This is a genomic window from Cedecea sp. B1(4), assembly GCF_059414925.1.
The window spans coordinates 230,153-246,915 of sequence record NZ_JCAHMZ010000007.1 but is presented as its reverse complement, the minus strand read 5'-3'; the positions used below and the strand labels follow the sequence as shown (position 1 = coordinate 246,915).

At 55.6% G+C, this 16,763-nt stretch carries 16 protein-coding genes; 7 read left to right on the top strand and 9 right to left on the bottom strand.

Features of this window, described 5'->3' with window-relative positions; genetic code table 11:
* Window positions 1-4: 4 nt before the first annotated feature.
* A complete protein-coding gene (locus ACR6JA_RS16475) occupies window positions 5-904 on the bottom strand; it encodes a LysR family transcriptional regulator (protein WP_166878783.1) in 900 nt (299 codons plus the stop codon).
* A 119-nt stretch (window positions 905-1,023) separates the two neighbouring features.
* Here ACR6JA_RS16475 and ACR6JA_RS16470 point away from each other — a divergent pair, with 119 nt between their 5' ends.
* Window positions 1,024-1,782: an SDR family NAD(P)-dependent oxidoreductase gene (locus tag ACR6JA_RS16470; RefSeq protein WP_213713578.1), complete on the top strand. Its 759-nt coding sequence runs from the start codon at window positions 1,024-1,026 to the stop codon at window positions 1,780-1,782.
* Window positions 1,783-1,930: 148 nt separating this feature from the next.
* Here ACR6JA_RS16470 and yieH read toward each other — a convergent pair whose 3' ends face one another.
* Entirely contained in the window at window positions 1,931-2,596 is a 666-nt protein-coding gene (gene yieH / locus ACR6JA_RS16465; protein WP_166994834.1) for a 6-phosphogluconate phosphatase, read from the bottom strand.
* A 168-nt stretch (window positions 2,597-2,764) separates the two neighbouring features.
* On the opposite strand from yieH, the gene ACR6JA_RS16460 reads away from it, so the two are divergent.
* Window positions 2,765-4,096: an NCS2 family permease gene (locus ACR6JA_RS16460; RefSeq protein ID WP_039288928.1), complete on the top strand. Its 1,332-nt coding sequence runs from the start codon at window positions 2,765-2,767 to the stop codon at window positions 4,094-4,096.
* A gap of 59 nt (window positions 4,097-4,155) precedes the next feature.
* Here ACR6JA_RS16460 and ACR6JA_RS16455 read toward each other — a convergent pair whose 3' ends face one another.
* From ACR6JA_RS16455 to rpmH, 7 genes are all read right to left on the bottom strand, one after another.
* Window positions 4,156-4,722 carry an NADPH-dependent FMN reductase gene (locus tag ACR6JA_RS16455; RefSeq protein ID WP_213713580.1) on the bottom strand — a complete coding sequence of 189 codons (567 nt, stop codon included), beginning with the start codon at window positions 4,720-4,722 and terminating at the stop codon, window positions 4,156-4,158.
* A 17-nt stretch (window positions 4,723-4,739) separates the two neighbouring features.
* On the bottom strand, window positions 4,740-5,498 hold the full coding sequence (locus ACR6JA_RS16450; RefSeq protein ID WP_213713582.1) for a 4'-phosphopantetheinyl transferase family protein: 759 nt from the start codon (window positions 5,496-5,498) through the stop codon (window positions 4,740-4,742).
* Between the two features lie 320 nt (window positions 5,499-5,818).
* Entirely contained in the window at window positions 5,819-7,183 is a 1,365-nt protein-coding gene (gene mnmE / locus ACR6JA_RS16445; RefSeq protein WP_494494196.1) for a tRNA uridine-5-carboxymethylaminomethyl(34) synthesis GTPase MnmE, read from the bottom strand.
* 77 nt (window positions 7,184-7,260) lie between these two features.
* Window positions 7,261-8,904: a membrane protein insertase YidC gene (gene yidC, locus ACR6JA_RS16440; protein WP_312745384.1), complete on the bottom strand. Its 1,644-nt coding sequence runs from the start codon at window positions 8,902-8,904 to the stop codon at window positions 7,261-7,263.
* A 2-nt stretch (window positions 8,905-8,906) separates the two neighbouring features.
* Window positions 8,907-9,164: a membrane protein insertion efficiency factor YidD gene (gene yidD, locus ACR6JA_RS16435; RefSeq protein WP_071530513.1), complete on the bottom strand. Its 258-nt coding sequence runs from the start codon at window positions 9,162-9,164 to the stop codon at window positions 8,907-8,909.
* The gene (gene rnpA, locus ACR6JA_RS16430; RefSeq protein WP_008460645.1) at window positions 9,128-9,487 is read right to left on the bottom strand and encodes a ribonuclease P protein component; all 360 of its coding nucleotides are present in this window, start codon (window positions 9,485-9,487) and stop codon (window positions 9,128-9,130) included. The genes yidD and rnpA overlap by 37 nt, the downstream gene beginning before the upstream one ends.
* Before the next feature lie 17 nt (window positions 9,488-9,504).
* Window positions 9,505-9,645: a 50S ribosomal protein L34 gene (gene rpmH / locus ACR6JA_RS16425; RefSeq protein WP_003849659.1), complete on the bottom strand. Its 141-nt coding sequence runs from the start codon at window positions 9,643-9,645 to the stop codon at window positions 9,505-9,507.
* A gap of 593 nt (window positions 9,646-10,238) precedes the next feature.
* Here rpmH and dnaA point away from each other — a divergent pair.
* The 5 genes from dnaA to ACR6JA_RS16400 all read left to right on the top strand — a co-directional run bounded on the left by dnaA (window position 10,239) and on the right by ACR6JA_RS16400 (window position 16,743).
* The gene (gene dnaA, locus ACR6JA_RS16420; protein ID WP_008460649.1) at window positions 10,239-11,621 is read left to right on the top strand and encodes a chromosomal replication initiator protein DnaA; all 1,383 of its coding nucleotides are present in this window, start codon (window positions 10,239-10,241) and stop codon (window positions 11,619-11,621) included.
* A gap of 4 nt (window positions 11,622-11,625) precedes the next feature.
* Complete coding sequence (gene dnaN / locus ACR6JA_RS16415; RefSeq protein WP_008460651.1) at window positions 11,626-12,726, top strand: DNA polymerase III subunit beta; 1,101 nt, start codon at window positions 11,626-11,628, stop codon at window positions 12,724-12,726.
* The gene (gene recF / locus ACR6JA_RS16410; RefSeq protein WP_039298758.1) at window positions 12,727-13,800 is read left to right on the top strand and encodes a DNA replication/repair protein RecF; all 1,074 of its coding nucleotides are present in this window, start codon (window positions 12,727-12,729) and stop codon (window positions 13,798-13,800) included.
* A 28-nt stretch (window positions 13,801-13,828) separates the two neighbouring features.
* Window positions 13,829-16,243 (top strand): DNA topoisomerase (ATP-hydrolyzing) subunit B, encoded by a 2,415-nt coding sequence (gene gyrB, locus ACR6JA_RS16405; protein WP_008460653.1) that lies wholly within the window; start codon window positions 13,829-13,831, stop codon window positions 16,241-16,243.
* Between the two features lie 101 nt (window positions 16,244-16,344).
* On the top strand, window positions 16,345-16,743 hold the full coding sequence (locus ACR6JA_RS16400; RefSeq protein ID WP_494494195.1) for a YidB family protein: 399 nt from the start codon (window positions 16,345-16,347) through the stop codon (window positions 16,741-16,743).
* Window positions 16,744-16,763 lie beyond the last annotated feature (20 nt).

Here is a 16,763-nt window from a genome sequence, read left to right as displayed (position 1 = left end):
AACGCTAATCGACATAGGCTTTGAGTACGTCAGTGAGCCATTCCATAAACAAATGTACTCGCCGGGAGAGGTTGCGGCGATGCGGATAAAGCAGCGAAATCGGCATCGGCTCGGCGCGGTACTGAGGCAAAATTTCCACCAGAGTGCCCTCTTTGAGCTGGGTTTTCACGCCCACGCGAGGTACCTGAATGATCCCCAGCCCGGCGACACAGGCGGCCTGGTAGGTTTCCGTGCTGTTGACGGTGATTAGGCCACCGGTTTTCACCCACTGCGTTGTTTTATCCAGCCAGACTTCAAAGCCTTGTGGGCGGGTGCCGAGATTTTGGGCGTAATGCACCAGTGCATGCGAAGCCAGATCGTCCAGGCTTTCGGGATAGCCAAAGCGGCTGAGGTAGTCGGGGCTGGCGCAGTTGATCATGGTGAATTTCCCCAGCGGCCTGGCTACCAGACCTGAGTCTTTGAGGTGACCCACGCGCACCACGCAGTCAAACCCTTCCCGGACGACATCCACCATTCTGTCGCTGCTGCTAAGCTCTAGCTCTATGCCTGGATATTGCTGCAGAAATCCCGGCAGTTTCGGGATAATCAAGCCGCGCGCCAGCGTAACGGGCATATCGACCCGGATGCGCCCGCTGACGCTGGCGGGATCGGTCTGGAACAGGCCGTCGAGTTCATCGAGGTTCGTTAACAGGTCGCGGCAGCGTTCGTAATAGACCATGCCGTCCTGGGTGAGCTGAACCCGGCGAGTGGTGCGGTGCAGCAGGCGTGTGCCGAGTGAGGTTTCCAGCGCCTGGACCTGACGAGAAACGCTGCCCTTCGGCAGCCCAAGCGTGTCCGCGGCGCGGGTAAAGCTCTCCAGCTCCGCAACCCGCACGAAAAGCTGCATTGCGTGTATTTTATCCATCTTATCACCACATTGTTGCTGAAGATGAAACAGTGATGCGCATTTGGCCATATTTATTGATTTTGTATCAGCTAATAAGCTGTATCTCAATGTCCTGACAGCCAAATAAGGGGTTTATCATGAGTCAACGTATCGCTTTAGTGACCGGCGGCAGCCGTGGTTTAGGTAAAAACGCAGCGCTGAAGCTGGCCGCACGCGGAATCGGTATTCTGCTGACCTATAATAGCCAGCGCCAGGAAGCCGAAGATGTTGTGCGCGAAATTGAGCAAAAAGGCGTGAAAGCGGCGGCAATCCAGCTCAACGTCGGCGATTCCTCTACCTTCGCTGGATTTGTTGAGCAGGTGAAAGAAACGCTGCGCAAGGTCTGGCAGCGAGACACGTTTGATTATTTATTGAACAATGCCGGGATAGGTCTTGAAGCATCGTTTGCCGAGACCACCGAAGCGCAGTTCGATGAAATAATGAACATCCATCTGAAAGGGCCTTTTTTCCTGACTCAGGGCCTGCTGCCACTGATTAATGACGGCGGCCGCATTCTGAATGTTTCCACCGGCCTGACCCGCTTCTCGCTGCCGGGTAAAGCCGCCTACGCCACGATGAAAGGGGCGATGGAAGTGCTGACCAAATACCAGGCTAAAGAGCTGGGATCGCGTGGGATTGCGGTGAATATTATTGCTCCAGGCGCTATTGCCACCGATTTCAGCGGCGGTATTGTGCGCGACAACGAACACGTTTCGAAGGCGATTGCAGCACAAACCGCATTAGGGCGTGTAGGTCAGCCGGACGATATCGGCGATGCGATTGCGGCAATTCTTAGTGATGAGACGGGCTGGATGAACGCGCAGCGGATTGAGGTTTCCGGCGGGATGTTCCTTTAGTTTTTTGACCGCTCCCGGTAGGTGACCCTCACCCTAACCCTCTCCTTAAAAGGGAGAGGGGATCGACCGCCGTCTGCTTTCGTGCAATCGAGCAGCCAGAAGGAAGGGGGGATTTCCCTCCTCGCCCCTTTGGGGTGAGGGGCAACTTCTACGCCGTAATTTCCCAGCCGCGCGCTTTCCACAAGCCCGGTAACTCAGCCAAATCGGTAAACGTCGTCACCTTCGGATGGTCGATCGGCTTGTTATGCGGATCGGCACAGAAGTAAAACACCTCCATGCCTGCCGCAATGCCCGACTGCGCACCTGCCATAGAATCATCCACCAGAATGCAGCGCTCTACGTCCATGTTCATCTGTTCCGCCGCGTGGAACATCAGGGCCGGGTCCGGCTTCCAGCGCTGAATGTCGTAGCCGCTGTACAGGGCATCCGGGAAGTAGCCGAGCATTCCGGTCTTGCCGAGAGAGTGCTGCATTTTGCTGACCGGGCCGTTGGATACCACGCACATCGGCTTATTGATTTGCGCCAGCAGCGTGTTCGCCCCGGCGATTGCCTGAAGTTCGCTGTCAAACAGGCGGGCAACTTCGGCGCGGTAAATCACTTCCAGCTCAAGCTTAGGCAGGCTGGTGCCGTACTCAGCGTTGATGGTGTCGATAATTTCGTAGAGTTTGACGCCTTTGAAGGTCTTGAAGACATCTTCGAGCGCAAGTTGAATGCCATATTGCGCAAACATATGTACGTAGGCTTTGGAGCAGATGACCTCGCTGTCGACCAGCGTTCCATCGCAGTCAAAAAACACCGCTTCTATCCGGGACATGCCATTTCCTTTCTTTTTGGTTTAACGTTTACTCTATGCTTTTTGCGCAACGCAATCGATCCCGTTGCGGTAATTTCAGCGAAAAAAGTGGATGATTTGCGTTATCCCCCGCCAATTTTGGTATAGGATAGCGGCGTATTTTTTCCTCTTTTAGTTCGGAAACCGATAATGAGCCAACCACAGTCCACTCCGGAAACAACCCCGGGGCTGCTCGAACGCGCGTTCAAATTACGCGAACACGGTACTAACGCCCGCACCGAGGTGATCGCCGGGTTCACCACCTTCCTGACGATGGTGTACATTGTTTTTGTTAACCCGCAGATCCTAGGCGCGGCAGGGATGGATACCCAGGCGGTATTCGTCACCACCTGCCTGATAGCCGCCTTTGGCAGCATTCTGATGGGGATTTTTGCCAACCTGCCAGTGGCACTGGCACCGGCTATGGGCCTGAATGCCTTTTTCGCCTTCGTGGTCGTCGGCGCGATGGGTCTGTCCTGGCAAGTCGGCATGGGCGCGATTTTCTGGGGCGCCGTAGGCCTGCTGCTGCTGACCATCTTCCGCGTTCGCTACTGGATGATTGCGAATATCCCGCTTGGCCTGCGCGTTGGCATTACCAGCGGTATCGGCCTGTTTATCGGCATGATGGGGCTGAAAAATGCCGGAATCATCGTGGCCAACAAAGAGACGCTGGTCAGTATCGGGAACCTGACTTCCCACAGCGTGCTGCTGGGGGCGTTGGGCTTCTTTATCATTGCGATTCTCGCTTCCCGTAATATTCACGCGGCGGTGCTGGTTTCTATTGTGGTAACCACGCTGCTGGGCTGGCTGCTGGGCGACGTGCAGTACCACGGCATCGTGTCTGCGCCGCCGAGCGTGAGCAGCGTTGTCGGGCAGGTGGATTTAGCCGGATCGCTGAATCTGGGCCTTGCAGGCGTCATCTTCTCCTTCATGCTGGTGAACCTGTTTGACTCCTCCGGCACCCTGATTGGCGTCACGGACAAAGCCGGGTTAACCGACGAGAAGGGCAAGTTCCCGCGCATGAAGCAGGCGCTATTCGTGGACAGCATCTCTTCCGTGACCGGCTCGTTCTTCGGGACTTCTTCCGTTACTGCCTACATCGAAAGCTCATCCGGCGTTTCCGTCGGGGGCCGCACCGGCCTGACCGCTATCGTGGTTGGCCTGTTGTTCCTGCTGGTTATCTTCCTGTCACCGTTGGCGGGTATGGTGCCAGCGTATGCGGCAGCCGGGGCGCTGATTTACGTTGGCGTGCTGATGACCTCCAGCCTGGCCCGCGTGAAGTGGGATGACCTGACCGAAGCGGTACCGGCGTTTGTTACCGCGGTGATGATGCCGTTCAGCTTCTCGATTACTGAAGGTATTGCGCTGGGCTTTATTTCCTACTGTGTCATGAAGTTGGGCACCGGCCGCTGGCGCGAGCTGAGCCCGTGCGTGATTATCGTGGCGCTGCTGTTTGTACTGAAAATTGTGTTTGTTGATTAAAGCCAGACGCTAAAAACAACAACGCCAGTCATGTGACTGGCGTTTTTTTTGGCCTGGAATCAGGCTTTTACGCGCCTGATGTAATCGCCAAAGGCGGTTAGCTGCCCGGTCAGATGGTCAAGCGTGCTTTGATCGACCACTTCGCCGCTCTGCGGGTCAACTTTGTTCTGAATCACGCCGCCCATAAATTCAGGCTTGTTCATCACCATCGCGTCCAGGAAAACGAGGATCTGGCGCAGGTGATACTGGCAGCGCGCGCCGCCGATAGCGCCCATGGAGCTGGTTTGAATCAGCACTGGCTTGCCGGCGAGCGGCTGTTCAGGCAGGCGAGAAAGCCAGTCGATGGCGTTTTTCAGGCCACCCGGCACGGAATAGTTGTATTCCGGCGTCACAATCACCACGCCATCAGCCTGGCGGATTTGTGCGGCAATGGCTTCCACGCTCTGCGGGAAACCGTCTTCTTGCTGGATGTCGGCATCGTACAGCGGGATATCGCCGATGGAAGGCAGGGCATCTATCTGCATGCCTGCCGGGGCAATGTTCGGCAGCGTACGGGCAACCATCGCGTTAAATGAACCCTTACGCAGGCTCCCCAGTAAAGTCACTATCTTCAACGAATCAGACATTGGTACTCCTTTATGTGTCAGGACGTTCGGGAAAATGTGTTATGCGGCGTTGCTGCCTCTGATGATATACCCGTCAGGCGAATGATGCGCGCCTGAGCGCTTCGGCTGCGAGCTTCGGCATCCGGCAGGGCGTTCCAGCCCTGTTGGCCGTCGAATTCCCACAGCTTCAGGCGCTCCACGCCTGGCGCCACGGCACAGCCCCAGATGAGGATATCTTCCGCATCGCTGATAGCTTCAATATGCGGCTCGTTTATGACGCGCAGACGACCAGAGCCTGGCAATAATTGTAGTGTGCTGAGGCTGGTCTGGGGATTGTCCGTTAGTTTCAGGACGCTGCGCCGCAGCGTATGCAGCTGGGTTCTGGCTTCGTTGGGATCGTTTTGGTTATTGATCCAGGTAATTTCGCTGCTGCTGGACTGGGACGGTGGCACAACCGGGGACGGGGCCTGGAAACTGCGGCGAAGCTCCATGTCCAGCCCGCAGCGCCCTTCGGTCGCCAGCAGCACGCCCACCATGTTACCGGCGTAGGCGATGCTGAAATCCGGCAGTTCGGCGTCGGCAAAGCGCGGGCGACCTGCGGTAGACGTAATGATTTGCGGCAGGCGCTGGGTGCCGTACAGCATAAACATCATCTCTGCGACCAGCGTACGCGACGCGAGATAGCGCGTGCGGCGATGTTCTGGCATCAGGCTGGCGGCGTTAAGAATTTCGTCGTTCAGCCGGGGTGAAGTGAGGTTGGGAGGGTTCAGAGCCCATCTTGCAAAATGCGTCGCCATTTGTCGCTCCTTGATAATGGTCAGTCGATGTCATGCTGTTTCGGGTGGCTGAAACAGCGCTCCGCGTCCGATCCTGGATCTTGTCAGGGATCGAAGAGTAGTCTCTGGCTCAATGCGCTGTCATTGATGCTCTTCAATAGCATGAACTATTTTTTGAGCAATATATTATATATTCAATCCTGGGAAAATTCTTAGTGGTTTGCGTAAGTGGAGCACTTAAAAATGTCGTTCTGAAGACATCGTCTTGAAATGATGAAGTATTTTAAATATGAGGAAAATGCCCCGCATTCTGAAGTGTGACGCGGGGCGGCGGTAAGGGGTTATTTCCCGATACAGAAGCTCGAGAAGATGCGCCCTAACAGGTCGTCAGAGCTAAATTCGCCGGTGATTTCACTTAAGTTCTGCTGCGCCAGGCGCAGCTCTTCTGCCAGCAATTCTCCGGCCCAGGCACCCAACAGCTGGGCTTTGCCCTGTTGCAGATGTTCAGCGGCTTGCTCGAGCGCCTGCAGGTGACGGCGGCGGGCGAGGAAGCCGCCTTCCATGTTGGTTTCGAAGCCCATGCTCTCTTTCAGATGCGCGCGCAGCACGTCAACACCTTCCCCGGTTCGGGCGGAAAGACGAACAAGTGAGTGACTATTTACTTCGCTCAGGCCAAGCGTTTCGCCGGTGACGTCCGCTTTATTGCGCACCACGGTAATCGGCAAACGCTCCGGCAGACGGGCGATGAAATCAGGCCAAATCGCCGCTGGGTCAACGGCGTCGGTGGTGGTGCCGTCCACCATGAACAACACGCGATCCGCCTGCTCAATCTCTTTCCAGGCACGTTCAATCCCGATGCGTTCAACTTCATCGCTGGCTTCGCGCAGGCCCGCGGTATCGATGATATGCAGCGGCATCCCGTCGATGTGGATATGTTCGCGCAGGACGTCACGCGTGGTGCCGGCGATATCGGTGACGATAGCCGCTTCGCGCCCGGCCAGCGCATTCAACAGGCTGGATTTACCGGCGTTTGGACGCCCGGCAATAACGACTTTCATGCCTTCACGCAGCAGGCTTCCCTGGCGGGCTTCGGCGCGTACCGCGTCAAGATCGCCAATGACCCGATGCAGCTGGGCTTCGATTTTACCGTCGGAGAGGAAGTCGATCTCTTCATCCGGGAAATCGATAGCCGCTTCCACGTAAATACGCAGGTGAGTCAACGCTTCCACCAGGTGGTTAATACGCGCGGAGAAAGCCCCCTGCAGCGAATTAAGCGCTGAACGAGCTGCCTGCTCGGAACTGGCATCGATCAGGTCGGCAATTGCCTCTGCCTGCGCCAGATCGAGCTTATCGTTCAGGAAAGCGCGTTCTGAAAACTCACCGGGGTTGGCGATGCGTAAACCCGGCAGCGCCAGAATGCGTTTTAGCAGCAGGTCGAGGATGACAGGGCCGCCGTGCCCCTGCAGTTCGAGAACATCTTCACCGGTAAAGGAATTCGGGCCAGGAAACCACAGCGCAATGCCCTGATCCAGCGCGCTACCGTCGGCATCGCGGAAGGGAAGGTAATCCGCGTAGCGCGGCTTCGGCAGTTTACCGAGCACCGCCTCTGCGACCTCGCGCGCCTGGCGGCCAGAAATACGCAGGATGCCTACGCCGCCACGCCCCGGCGGAGTAGCCTGGGCAATGATAGTGTCATGATTGCTCATCGTTTATCTCAGACCTTGAATCAAAAAGAAAAAGGCGGTCAATCGACCGCCTTTCGTAAGCTTAACGCCAAATATTATCAGGTCTTTTTCTTGTCGCGGCTATGCAGGCCACGCTTTTCCAGACCGCGATAAATCAGCTGCTGCTGAAGGATGGTCACCAGGTTGCTGACGATATAGTACAGCACCAGACCTGACGGGAACCACAGGAAGAACACGGTGAAGATGACCGGCATAAAGGTCATGATCTTCTGCTGCATCGGGTCGGTTACGGTGGTCGGCGACATCTTCTGGATGAAGAACATCGTGGCGCCCATCAGAATCGGCAGGATGTAGTACGGGTCCTGTGCAGACAGGTCATGGATCCACAGTGCAAACGGCGCGTGGCGCAGTTCAACGGAGCCCATCAGCATGTAGTACAGCGCCAGGAAGATTGGCATCTGGATGATCAGCGGGAAGCAGCCGCCCAGCGGGTTAACCTTCTCAGCTTTGTACAGCGCCATCATTTCCTGGCTCATACGCTGCTTGTCGTCACCGATACGCTCACGCATGGCCGCCAGTTTTGGCTGCAGCATACGCATTTTGGCCATCGAGGTGTACTGCGCTTTGGTCAGCGGGTACATGATGCCACGAACGATAAAGGTGATAACGATAATGGAGAAGCCCCAGTTACCGATGAAGCTGTGGATAAATTTCAGCAGTTTAAACAGTGGCTGAGAGATGAACCACAGCCAGCCGTAATCTACGGTCAGGTCAAGGTGTGGCGCAACGGCCGCCATTTTGTCCTGAATTTCCGGACCGACCCACAGGGTGCTGCCCATCTGAGCGGTCTGGCCTGGCTGGACGATCTGCGAGGCAGACTTATAGCCAATCGCCGCAACGTCGTTGCTCAGCTTGGTCGTGTAGAAGTTGTTCGCGCCCTGAGTATGCGGCACCCATGCGGTAGCAAAGTACTGCTGCAGCATAGCCACCCAACCGCTGTTGGCGTTGAGGTTCAGGTTTTCACCATCAGCGATGTTGTCGAACTTAACTTTTTCGTATTTCGCGTCCGGGGTGGAGTACGCTGCACCACGGAAGGTATGCAGCGCAAAGTTGCTGCTGCCGGTGTCGCGGTGAGAAGGCAGGTTGATGGACTGCTTCAGCTGACCAAAGGTTGCCAGCTCCAGCGGTTTTTCGCCCACGTTCTTCACGTTGTAGTCCACACCGACAGAGAACTCACCGCGTTTCAGGGTGAAGGTCTTGGTGAAGGTGTTGCCAGCGGCGTCGGTAAACGTCATCGGGACAACCAGTTCGTTCTGGCCATCCGCCAGTGCGAAGGTATCGGCAGTGACGTTATACAGCGGACGATCGCCGTTCGCCGGGTTATCCGGGCCATCACGACCGGTCAGGCCGCTCTGCGCCTGGTAGATAAATTCAGGCGTGGTTTCCAGCAGTTGGAACGGCTCTGCGGATTTCAACTCTTTCGGGTAGGTTGGCAACAGCGCTTGTTCTACATCACCACCGCGGGTGTTGATGGTCAGTTCAAGAACGTCAGTTTTAACCGTAATGAGTTTTCCCTGGCCACTGGCCGGCACACCCTGGTTAGCGGCGTTACCCTGGCTGTTCGTGGTCTGCGTGGTCTGCTGCACCTGAGGTTGAGGAGCGTGGTCCTGCTCCCAGGCTTGCCAGATCATGAAAGACACGAACAACAAAGCGATGAGAAAAAGATTGCGTTGCGAATCCATCGTTAGTGTTCTCTGGTATCAAAAGGTCCGGGCGGAACGGGATCGTCTCCACCAGGGTTCAAAGGGTGGCATTTTAGTACGCGTTTCATCGTTAACCAACTGCCTTTTAACACTCCAAACCTGCGCAAGGCCTCAATTCCGTAGTGAGAACAGGTTGGGGTGAAACGGCAATGCGGCCCGAGAAGCGGACTAATCAGGCGTTGATAGACCCTGATAAGGGCTATCAGGACCCGCGAGCCTGGCGACAATGGCGGCGCCATAACTTTTCCAATGCTTCCGATAAAGCCTGGTTATCCAGATCGGCAACCCCTTTCTTCGCTACTACCACGAAATCCATTGCTGGCAGTTCGTGCTGACGCAGACGGAAGCTTTCACGCGTCAGACGTTTAATCCGATTGCGTTCGTGGGCGCGTTTTACGTTTTTTTTAGCGACGGTGAGACCGATGCGGGGATGCCCCAGCGAATTAAGGCGGCCGAGAATGGTGATTTGCGGCGTGCCAGCCCGTTGTGGCTGCTGGAAGACGAATGTGAAATGATGGGGAGTTAACAAGCGTAACTCCCTGGGAAAAGCTAGCTTAACCACGCAGGGGTTAGCTTTTATTACTTAGAAACGGTCAGACGAGAACGGCCTTTAGCACGACGACGTGCCAGAACCTGACGACCATTTTTAGTAGCCATACGAGCACGGAAGCCGTGAGAACGGTTGCGCTTCAGTACAGACGGTTGAAAAGTGCGTTTCATGGCGATTTCTACCTAAACTATTAAATTTCACTGGATTTGCGTAATGCCCAACAGGGTCTGCGAACGACTTACGCTTCAGTGTGGCTGATTAAAGAGGCCGGATTGTAATAATTGTACACTCCGGAGTCAATTCAATTCCCTTACTGCTGCGCCCTTTTTGACCCCGAAAAGAGGCCCGGATCTCCGCTGAATGACAGCGGCATTACGCGACGGGTTGAGAATTATACGGGCTTACCGTGAAAGCGCAAGGATCCACGAGGATCTTCATCAGATCTCTTTAGCGATATTTGTGCGCTAGTCATTAAATTTTCCAATATGAGACGGTTATACGCTGCACGTGTGGCAGGATCGATTACACTTAACCCGCTCAAAACTTCCCTGTGGATAATTCGTGAAGAATCTGTGAGAAACAGAAGATCTCTGCCGCGCTTTAGGCTATGATCCGCGGTCCCGATCGTGATCCAGCCTTCACCGGGGAAACCGCAAATAGCGGTTCGCGCGCCTCCCACAGCCTGAGAGCGCGTGTCAACAATCATGAATGTATAACTTTCAGTCTTCGTCTTTTTATCGACTTTGTTCGAGTGGAGTCCGCCGTGTCACTTTCGCTTTGGCAGCAGTGTCTTGCCCGATTGCAGGATGAGTTACCAGCCACAGAATTCAGTATGTGGATACGCCCCCTACAGGCGGAACTGAGCGATAACACGCTGGCTTTGTACGCGCCTAATCGTTTCGTGCTCGACTGGGTGCGGGATAAATATTTAAATAATATCAATGGTTTGCTTAACGATTTTTGCGGCAGTGATGCACCTTTATTACGCTTCGAAGTTGGCAGCAAACCCGTGACTCAGCCCGTTGCCGCTATGGCAACCGCGGCGGCCCCCGCCCAGGTTGCACGCGCTGCAGCGCCGATGCGCCCAAGCTGGGATAACATGCCTGCGCCTGCTGAGCCTTCCTACCGTTCTAACGTTAACCTGAAACACACCTTTGATAACTTCGTTGAAGGTAAATCGAACCAGCTGGCTCGCGCGGCAGCACGCCAGGTGGCCGATAACCCAGGCGGCGCGTATAACCCGCTCTTCCTTTATGGCGGCACCGGTTTAGGTAAAACGCACCTTTTACATGCGGTGGGTAACGGCATCATGGCCCGCAAGCCGAATGCCAAAGTGGTGTACATGCACTCTGAGCGTTTTGTTCAGGACATGGTTAAAGCGCTGCAGAACAACGCCATCGAAGAGTTCAAACGCTACTACCGTTCGGTGGATGCGCTGCTTATCGATGACATCCAGTTTTTTGCCAATAAAGAACGTTCACAGGAAGAGTTTTTCCACACCTTTAATGCCCTGCTGGAAGGGAATCAACAGATCATTCTGACGTCGGATCGCTATCCAAAAGAGATCAACGGCGTGGAGGATCGTTTGAAATCCCGTTTCGGCTGGGGGTTGACGGTGGCGATCGAGCCGCCGGAGCTTGAAACCCGTGTGGCGATCCTGATGAAAAAGGCCGACGAGAACGATATCCGTCTGCCGGGCGAAGTGGCCTTCTTTATTGCCAAGCGACTGCGCTCCAACGTCCGCGAGCTGGAAGGGGCGCTGAACCGCGTGATTGCCAACGCCAACTTTACCGGCCGGGCGATTACCATCGACTTCGTGCGTGAAGCGCTGCGCGATCTGCTTGCGCTGCAGGAGAAGCTGGTCACCATCGATAATATTCAGAAAACAGTGGCCGAGTATTATAAAATTAAGGTCGCTGACTTGCTGTCCAAGCGTCGCTCCCGTTCCGTTGCCCGTCCGCGCCAGATGGCGATGGCGCTGGCAAAAGAGCTGACCAACCATAGCCTGCCGGAAATTGGTGATGCTTTTGGTGGACGCGACCACACCACGGTTTTACATGCCTGCCGCAAGATTGAGCAGCTGCGTGAAGAAAGCCACGATATTAAAGAAGATTTCTCCAATTTAATCAGAACATTATCTTCGTGACGCTATGAAATTTACCGTTGAACGTGAACATTTATTAAAACCGCTGCAGCAGGTAAGTGGCCCCCTCGGAGGCCGCCCGACTCTGCCTATCCTGGGCAACCTGCTGCTGCAGGTGGCTGAAGGTGCACTCTCTTTAACCGGTACCGATCTGGAAATGGAGATGGTGGCGCGCGTGGCGCTGGTACAGCCTCATGAACCTGGGGCTACGACCGTACCGGCACGTAAATTCTTCGATATCTGCCGTGGCCTGCCGGAAGGGGCTGAAATTGCGGTACAGCTGGAGGGGGACCGCATGCTGGTTCGCTCCGGGCGTAGCCGCTTTTCGCTTTCCACGCTGCCTGCGGCAGACTTCCCGAACCTGGACGACTGGCAGAGCGAGGTAGAATTTACCCTGCCGCAGGCGACCATGAAGCGCCTGATCGAAGCCACCCAGTTCTCTATGGCGCATCAGGACGTTCGTTATTACCTGAACGGCATGCTGTTCGAAACCGAAGGCGAAGACCTGCGTACCGTCGCAACGGACGGCCACCGCCTGGCGGTTTGTTCGATGCCGGTTGGCCAACCTTTGCCTAATCATTCGGTTATCGTGCCCCGTAAAGGTGTGATTGAGCTGATGCGTATGCTTGACGGCGGTGAAACCCCGCTGCACGTACAAATCGGCAGCAATAACATTCGCGCTCACGTCGGCGACTTCATCTTTACTTCCAAGCTGGTGGATGGCCGCTTCCCGGACTACCGTCGTGTGCTGCCGAAGAACCCGGATAAACATCTCGATGCAGGCTGCGACCTGTTGAAGCAGGCGTTTGCCCGTGCGGCGATTTTGTCGAACGAGAAATTCCGCGGCGTGCGCCTGTTCGTCAGCGAGAACCAGCTGAAAATCACGGCAAACAACCCCGAGCAGGAAGAAGCAGAAGAGATTCTGGACGTTTCCTACGACGGTACCGAGATGGAAATCGGCTTCAACGTCAGCTATGTGCTGGACGTGCTGAACGCCCTGAAGTGTGAGAACGTCCGCATTCTGCTGACCGACTCCGTTTCCAGCGTGCAGATTGAAGACGCGGCCAGCCAGGCGGCGGCCTATGTTGTTATGCCAATGAGACTGTAGATGTCACTTACGCGTTTGCTGATTAAAGACTTTCGCAACATCGAAAACGCGGATCTCGCTCTTTCTCCTGGCTTTAATTTTCTGGTCGGTGCTAACGGCAGCGGCAAAACCAGCGTGCTTGAGGCGATTTATACCCTCGGGCACGGTCGCGCTTTTCGCAGCCTGAAAATTGAACGCGTGATTCGCCATGAGCAGGACGCTTTTGTTTTGCACGGGCGGCTTCAGGACGGTGAAAGGGAAACCTCAATCGGCCTGACCAAAGACCGCACCGGCGACAGCAAAGTACGTATTGACGGCAGCGACGGCCACAAAATCGCCGAACTGGCGATGATGATGCCGATGCAACTGATTACCCCCGAGGGGTTTACTTTGCTGGGTGGCGGCCCCAAATACCGTAGAGCTTTCCTTGATTGGGGCTGCTTTCACAATGAACCCGGCTTTTTTGTGGCCTGGAGTAACCTCAAACGCCTGCTGAAGCAACGTAACGCCGCGTTGCGCCAGGTGACACGCTACGCGCAGCTGCGCCCGTGGGATCAGGAGCTGATTCCGCTGGCCGAGCAAATCAGCCGCTGGCGCGCCGACTACAGCGCCGCCATTGCGGAAGATATGGCCGATACCTGCGCACAGTTTTTACCGGAATTTGCCCTGAGCTTCTCTTTCCAGCGCGGCTGGGAGAAAGAGAGCGACTATAGCGAAGTGCTGGAGCGCAATTTCGAACGCGACCGGATGCTGACCTATACCGCGCACGGCCCACATAAAGCGGATTTTCGTATTCGTGCCGACGGGGCGCCGGTGGAAGACACGCTCTCGCGCGGGCAGCTTAAATTACTGATGTGCGCCTTACGACTGGCGCAGGGTGAGTTTCTCACCCGGCAGAACGGGCGGCGTTGCCTGTATCTGATAGATGATTTTGCCTCTGAACTGGATGACGCCAGGCGCGGCCTGTTGGCCAGCCGGTTAAAGGCCACGGAGTCACAAGTTTTTGTTAGCGCGATCAGCGCCGAACATGTGATGGATATGGCGGACAAAAATTCAAAGATGTTCGCCGTGGATCAGGGTAAAATAGCGGATTAACCCAAGATTAAATGAGCGAGAAACGTTGATGTCGAATTCTTATGACTCCTCCAGTATCAAAGTCCTTAAGGGGCTGGATGCGGTACGTAAGCGCCCGGGCATGTATATCGGCGATACGGATGACGGCACCGGTCTGCACCACATGGTATTTGAGGTCGTGGATAACGCTATCGACGAAGCGCTCGCGGGCCACTGTAAAGACATCGTGGTCACTATCCACGCGGATAACTCCGTCTCGGTAACCGATGATGGCCGTGGTATTCCTACCGGTATTCACCCGGAAGAGGGTGTTTCTGCCGCGCAGGTTATCATGACCGTACTGCACGCTGGCGGTAAGTTTGATGACAACTCCTATAAGGTGTCCGGCGGCCTGCACGGCGTAGGCGTCTCGGTGGTTAACGCCCTGTCCCAGAAGCTTGAGCTGGTCATTCGCCGCGAAGGTAAAGTGCATCAGCAAACCTACATCCACGGTGAGCCTCAGGCTCCGCTGGCAGTGACCGGTGACGCCGATGTGACCGGGACTCAGGTGCGTTTCTGGCCGAGCCATGAAACCTTCACCAACGTAACCGAATTCGAATACGAAATCCTGGCTAAGCGCCTGCGCGAGCTGTCGTTCCTGAACTCTGGCGTGTCTATCCGCCTGATCGACAAGCGCGACGGCAAGCAGGATCACTTCCACTACGAAGGCGGTATCAAGGCGTTTGTTGAGTACCTCAACAAGAACAAAACCCCGATTCACCCGAACGTGTTCTATTTCAGCACTGAAAAAGACGGTATCGGCGTGGAAGTGGCGCTGCAGTGGAACGACGGTTTCCAGGAAAACATCTACTGCTTCACCAACAACATTCCTCAGCGCGACGGCGGGACTCACCTTGCGGGCTTCCGCGCGGCGATGACCCGTACCCTGAACGCCTACATGGACAAAGAAGGCTACAGCAAAAAAGCCAAAGTCAGCGCCACCGGTGACGATGCGCGTGAAGGCCTGATTGCCGTCGTTTCCGTGAAAGTGCCGGATCCTAAATTCTCTTCCCAGACCAAAGACAAGCTGGTTTCTTCGGAAGTGAAATCCGCAGTTGAGCAGCAGATGAACGAACTGCTGGCCGAATATCTGCTGGAAAACCCGTCTGACGCGAAAATCGTTGTCGGCAAAATTATTGATGCGGCGCGCGCTCGTGAAGCTGCACGTCGCGCACGTGAAATGACCCGCCGTAAAGGCGCGCTCGACCTGGCTGGCCTGCCTGGTAAGCTGGCGGACTGCCAGGAACGCGACCCGGCGCTGTCTGAACTGTACCTTGTGGAAGGGGACTCTGCGGGCGGCTCTGCAAAACAGGGGCGTAACCGTAAGAACCAGGCGATCCTGCCGCTGAAAGGTAAAATCCTTAACGTTGAGAAGGCGCGCTTCGACAAGATGCTCTCTTCTCAGGAAGTGGCGACGCTTATCACCGCGCTGGGCTGCGGCATTGGCCGTGACGAATACAACCCGGACAAGCTGCGCTACCACAGCATCATCATCATGACCGATGCGGACGTCGATGGTTCCCACATTCGTACGCTGCTGCTGACCTTCTTCTACCGTCAGATGCCTGAAATCGTTGAGCGCGGCCACGTCTATATTGCACAGCCGCCGCTGTACAAAGTGAAGAAAGGCAAGCAAGAACAGTACATCAAAGACGATGAAGCGATGGACCAGTACCAAATCGCTATCGCCCTTGATGGTGCGACTCTGCACACCAACGCAAGTGCACCTGCGCTGGCCGGTGAACCACTCGAGAAGCTGGTGGCGGAATACAACACCGCGCAGAAAATGATTGGCCGCATGGAGCGCCGTTATCCACGCAACCTGCTGAACAACCTGGTTTATCACCCAACGCTGCAGGTGGCCGACCTGGCCGACGAAGCGAAAGTGACGCAGTGGATTTCTGCGCTGACCGTGACGCTGAACGAAAAAGAGCAGCACGGCAGCACCTGGAAATACGATATTCACCATAACAGCGAGCTGAACGTGTTTGAGCCGATTGTACGCGTGCGTACTCACGGCGTGGACACTGACTACGTGCTGGAAAAAGAGTTTGTGGAAGGGGGCGAATATGGCCGTCTTTGCGCTCTCGGTGAGAAGCTGCGTGGCTTGATTGAGGAAGATGCGTTTATCGAACGCGGCGAACGCCGTCAGCCGGTAACCAGCTTCGAGCAGGCGTTGGAGTGGCTGCAGAAAGAGTCCCGCCGTGGTCTGGCAATCCAGCGATATAAAGGCCTGGGCGAGATGAACCCGGATCAGCTGTGGGAAACCACCATGGATCCGGACAGCCGTCGCATGCTGCGCGTGACCGTTAAAGACGCGATTGCCGCGGACCAGCTGTTCACCACCCTGATGGGCGATGCGGTTGAACCACGTCGTGCGTTTATCGAAGAGAACGCCCTGAAAGCGGCGAATATCGATATCTAAGGTAAGTCCAGCCAGACTAAAGAGCCGTGCTTTCAGCACGGCTTTTTTTATGGGCGCTATACTTTCCGGTGTCGATTTTCTACATCACAGAGGGAAACCCCATGGGACTTTTTGATCAGGTTGCGGGCTCGCTGCTGAACGGCGACGCCGGTAAATATCAGGCCATTCTAAGCTGGGTAGAACAGCAGGGCGGTATTCAGGCGCTGCTGGACAAGCTGCGCCAGGGCGGCTTAAGCGAAATCGTCTCCTCGTGGCTCAGCAGCAACAGCACAAATCAGACGCTGAGCGGCGACCAGATAACTCAGGCCCTGGGTTCGCCGTCCGTTGCCGCGCTGGGGGAAAAACTGGGCGTGGATACCGGCTCGGCTTCCGCTTTACTGGCGGAATATCTGCCGAAGGTGATCGACGCGTTGTCGCCAAACGGTGAAGTGACGCCGGAAGCCCATAACGACTTGCTAAGCGCGGGCGTTAACCTGTTGAAAGGTAAGTTGTTCAGCTGACCTTTTTGTTGGCCCCGGCT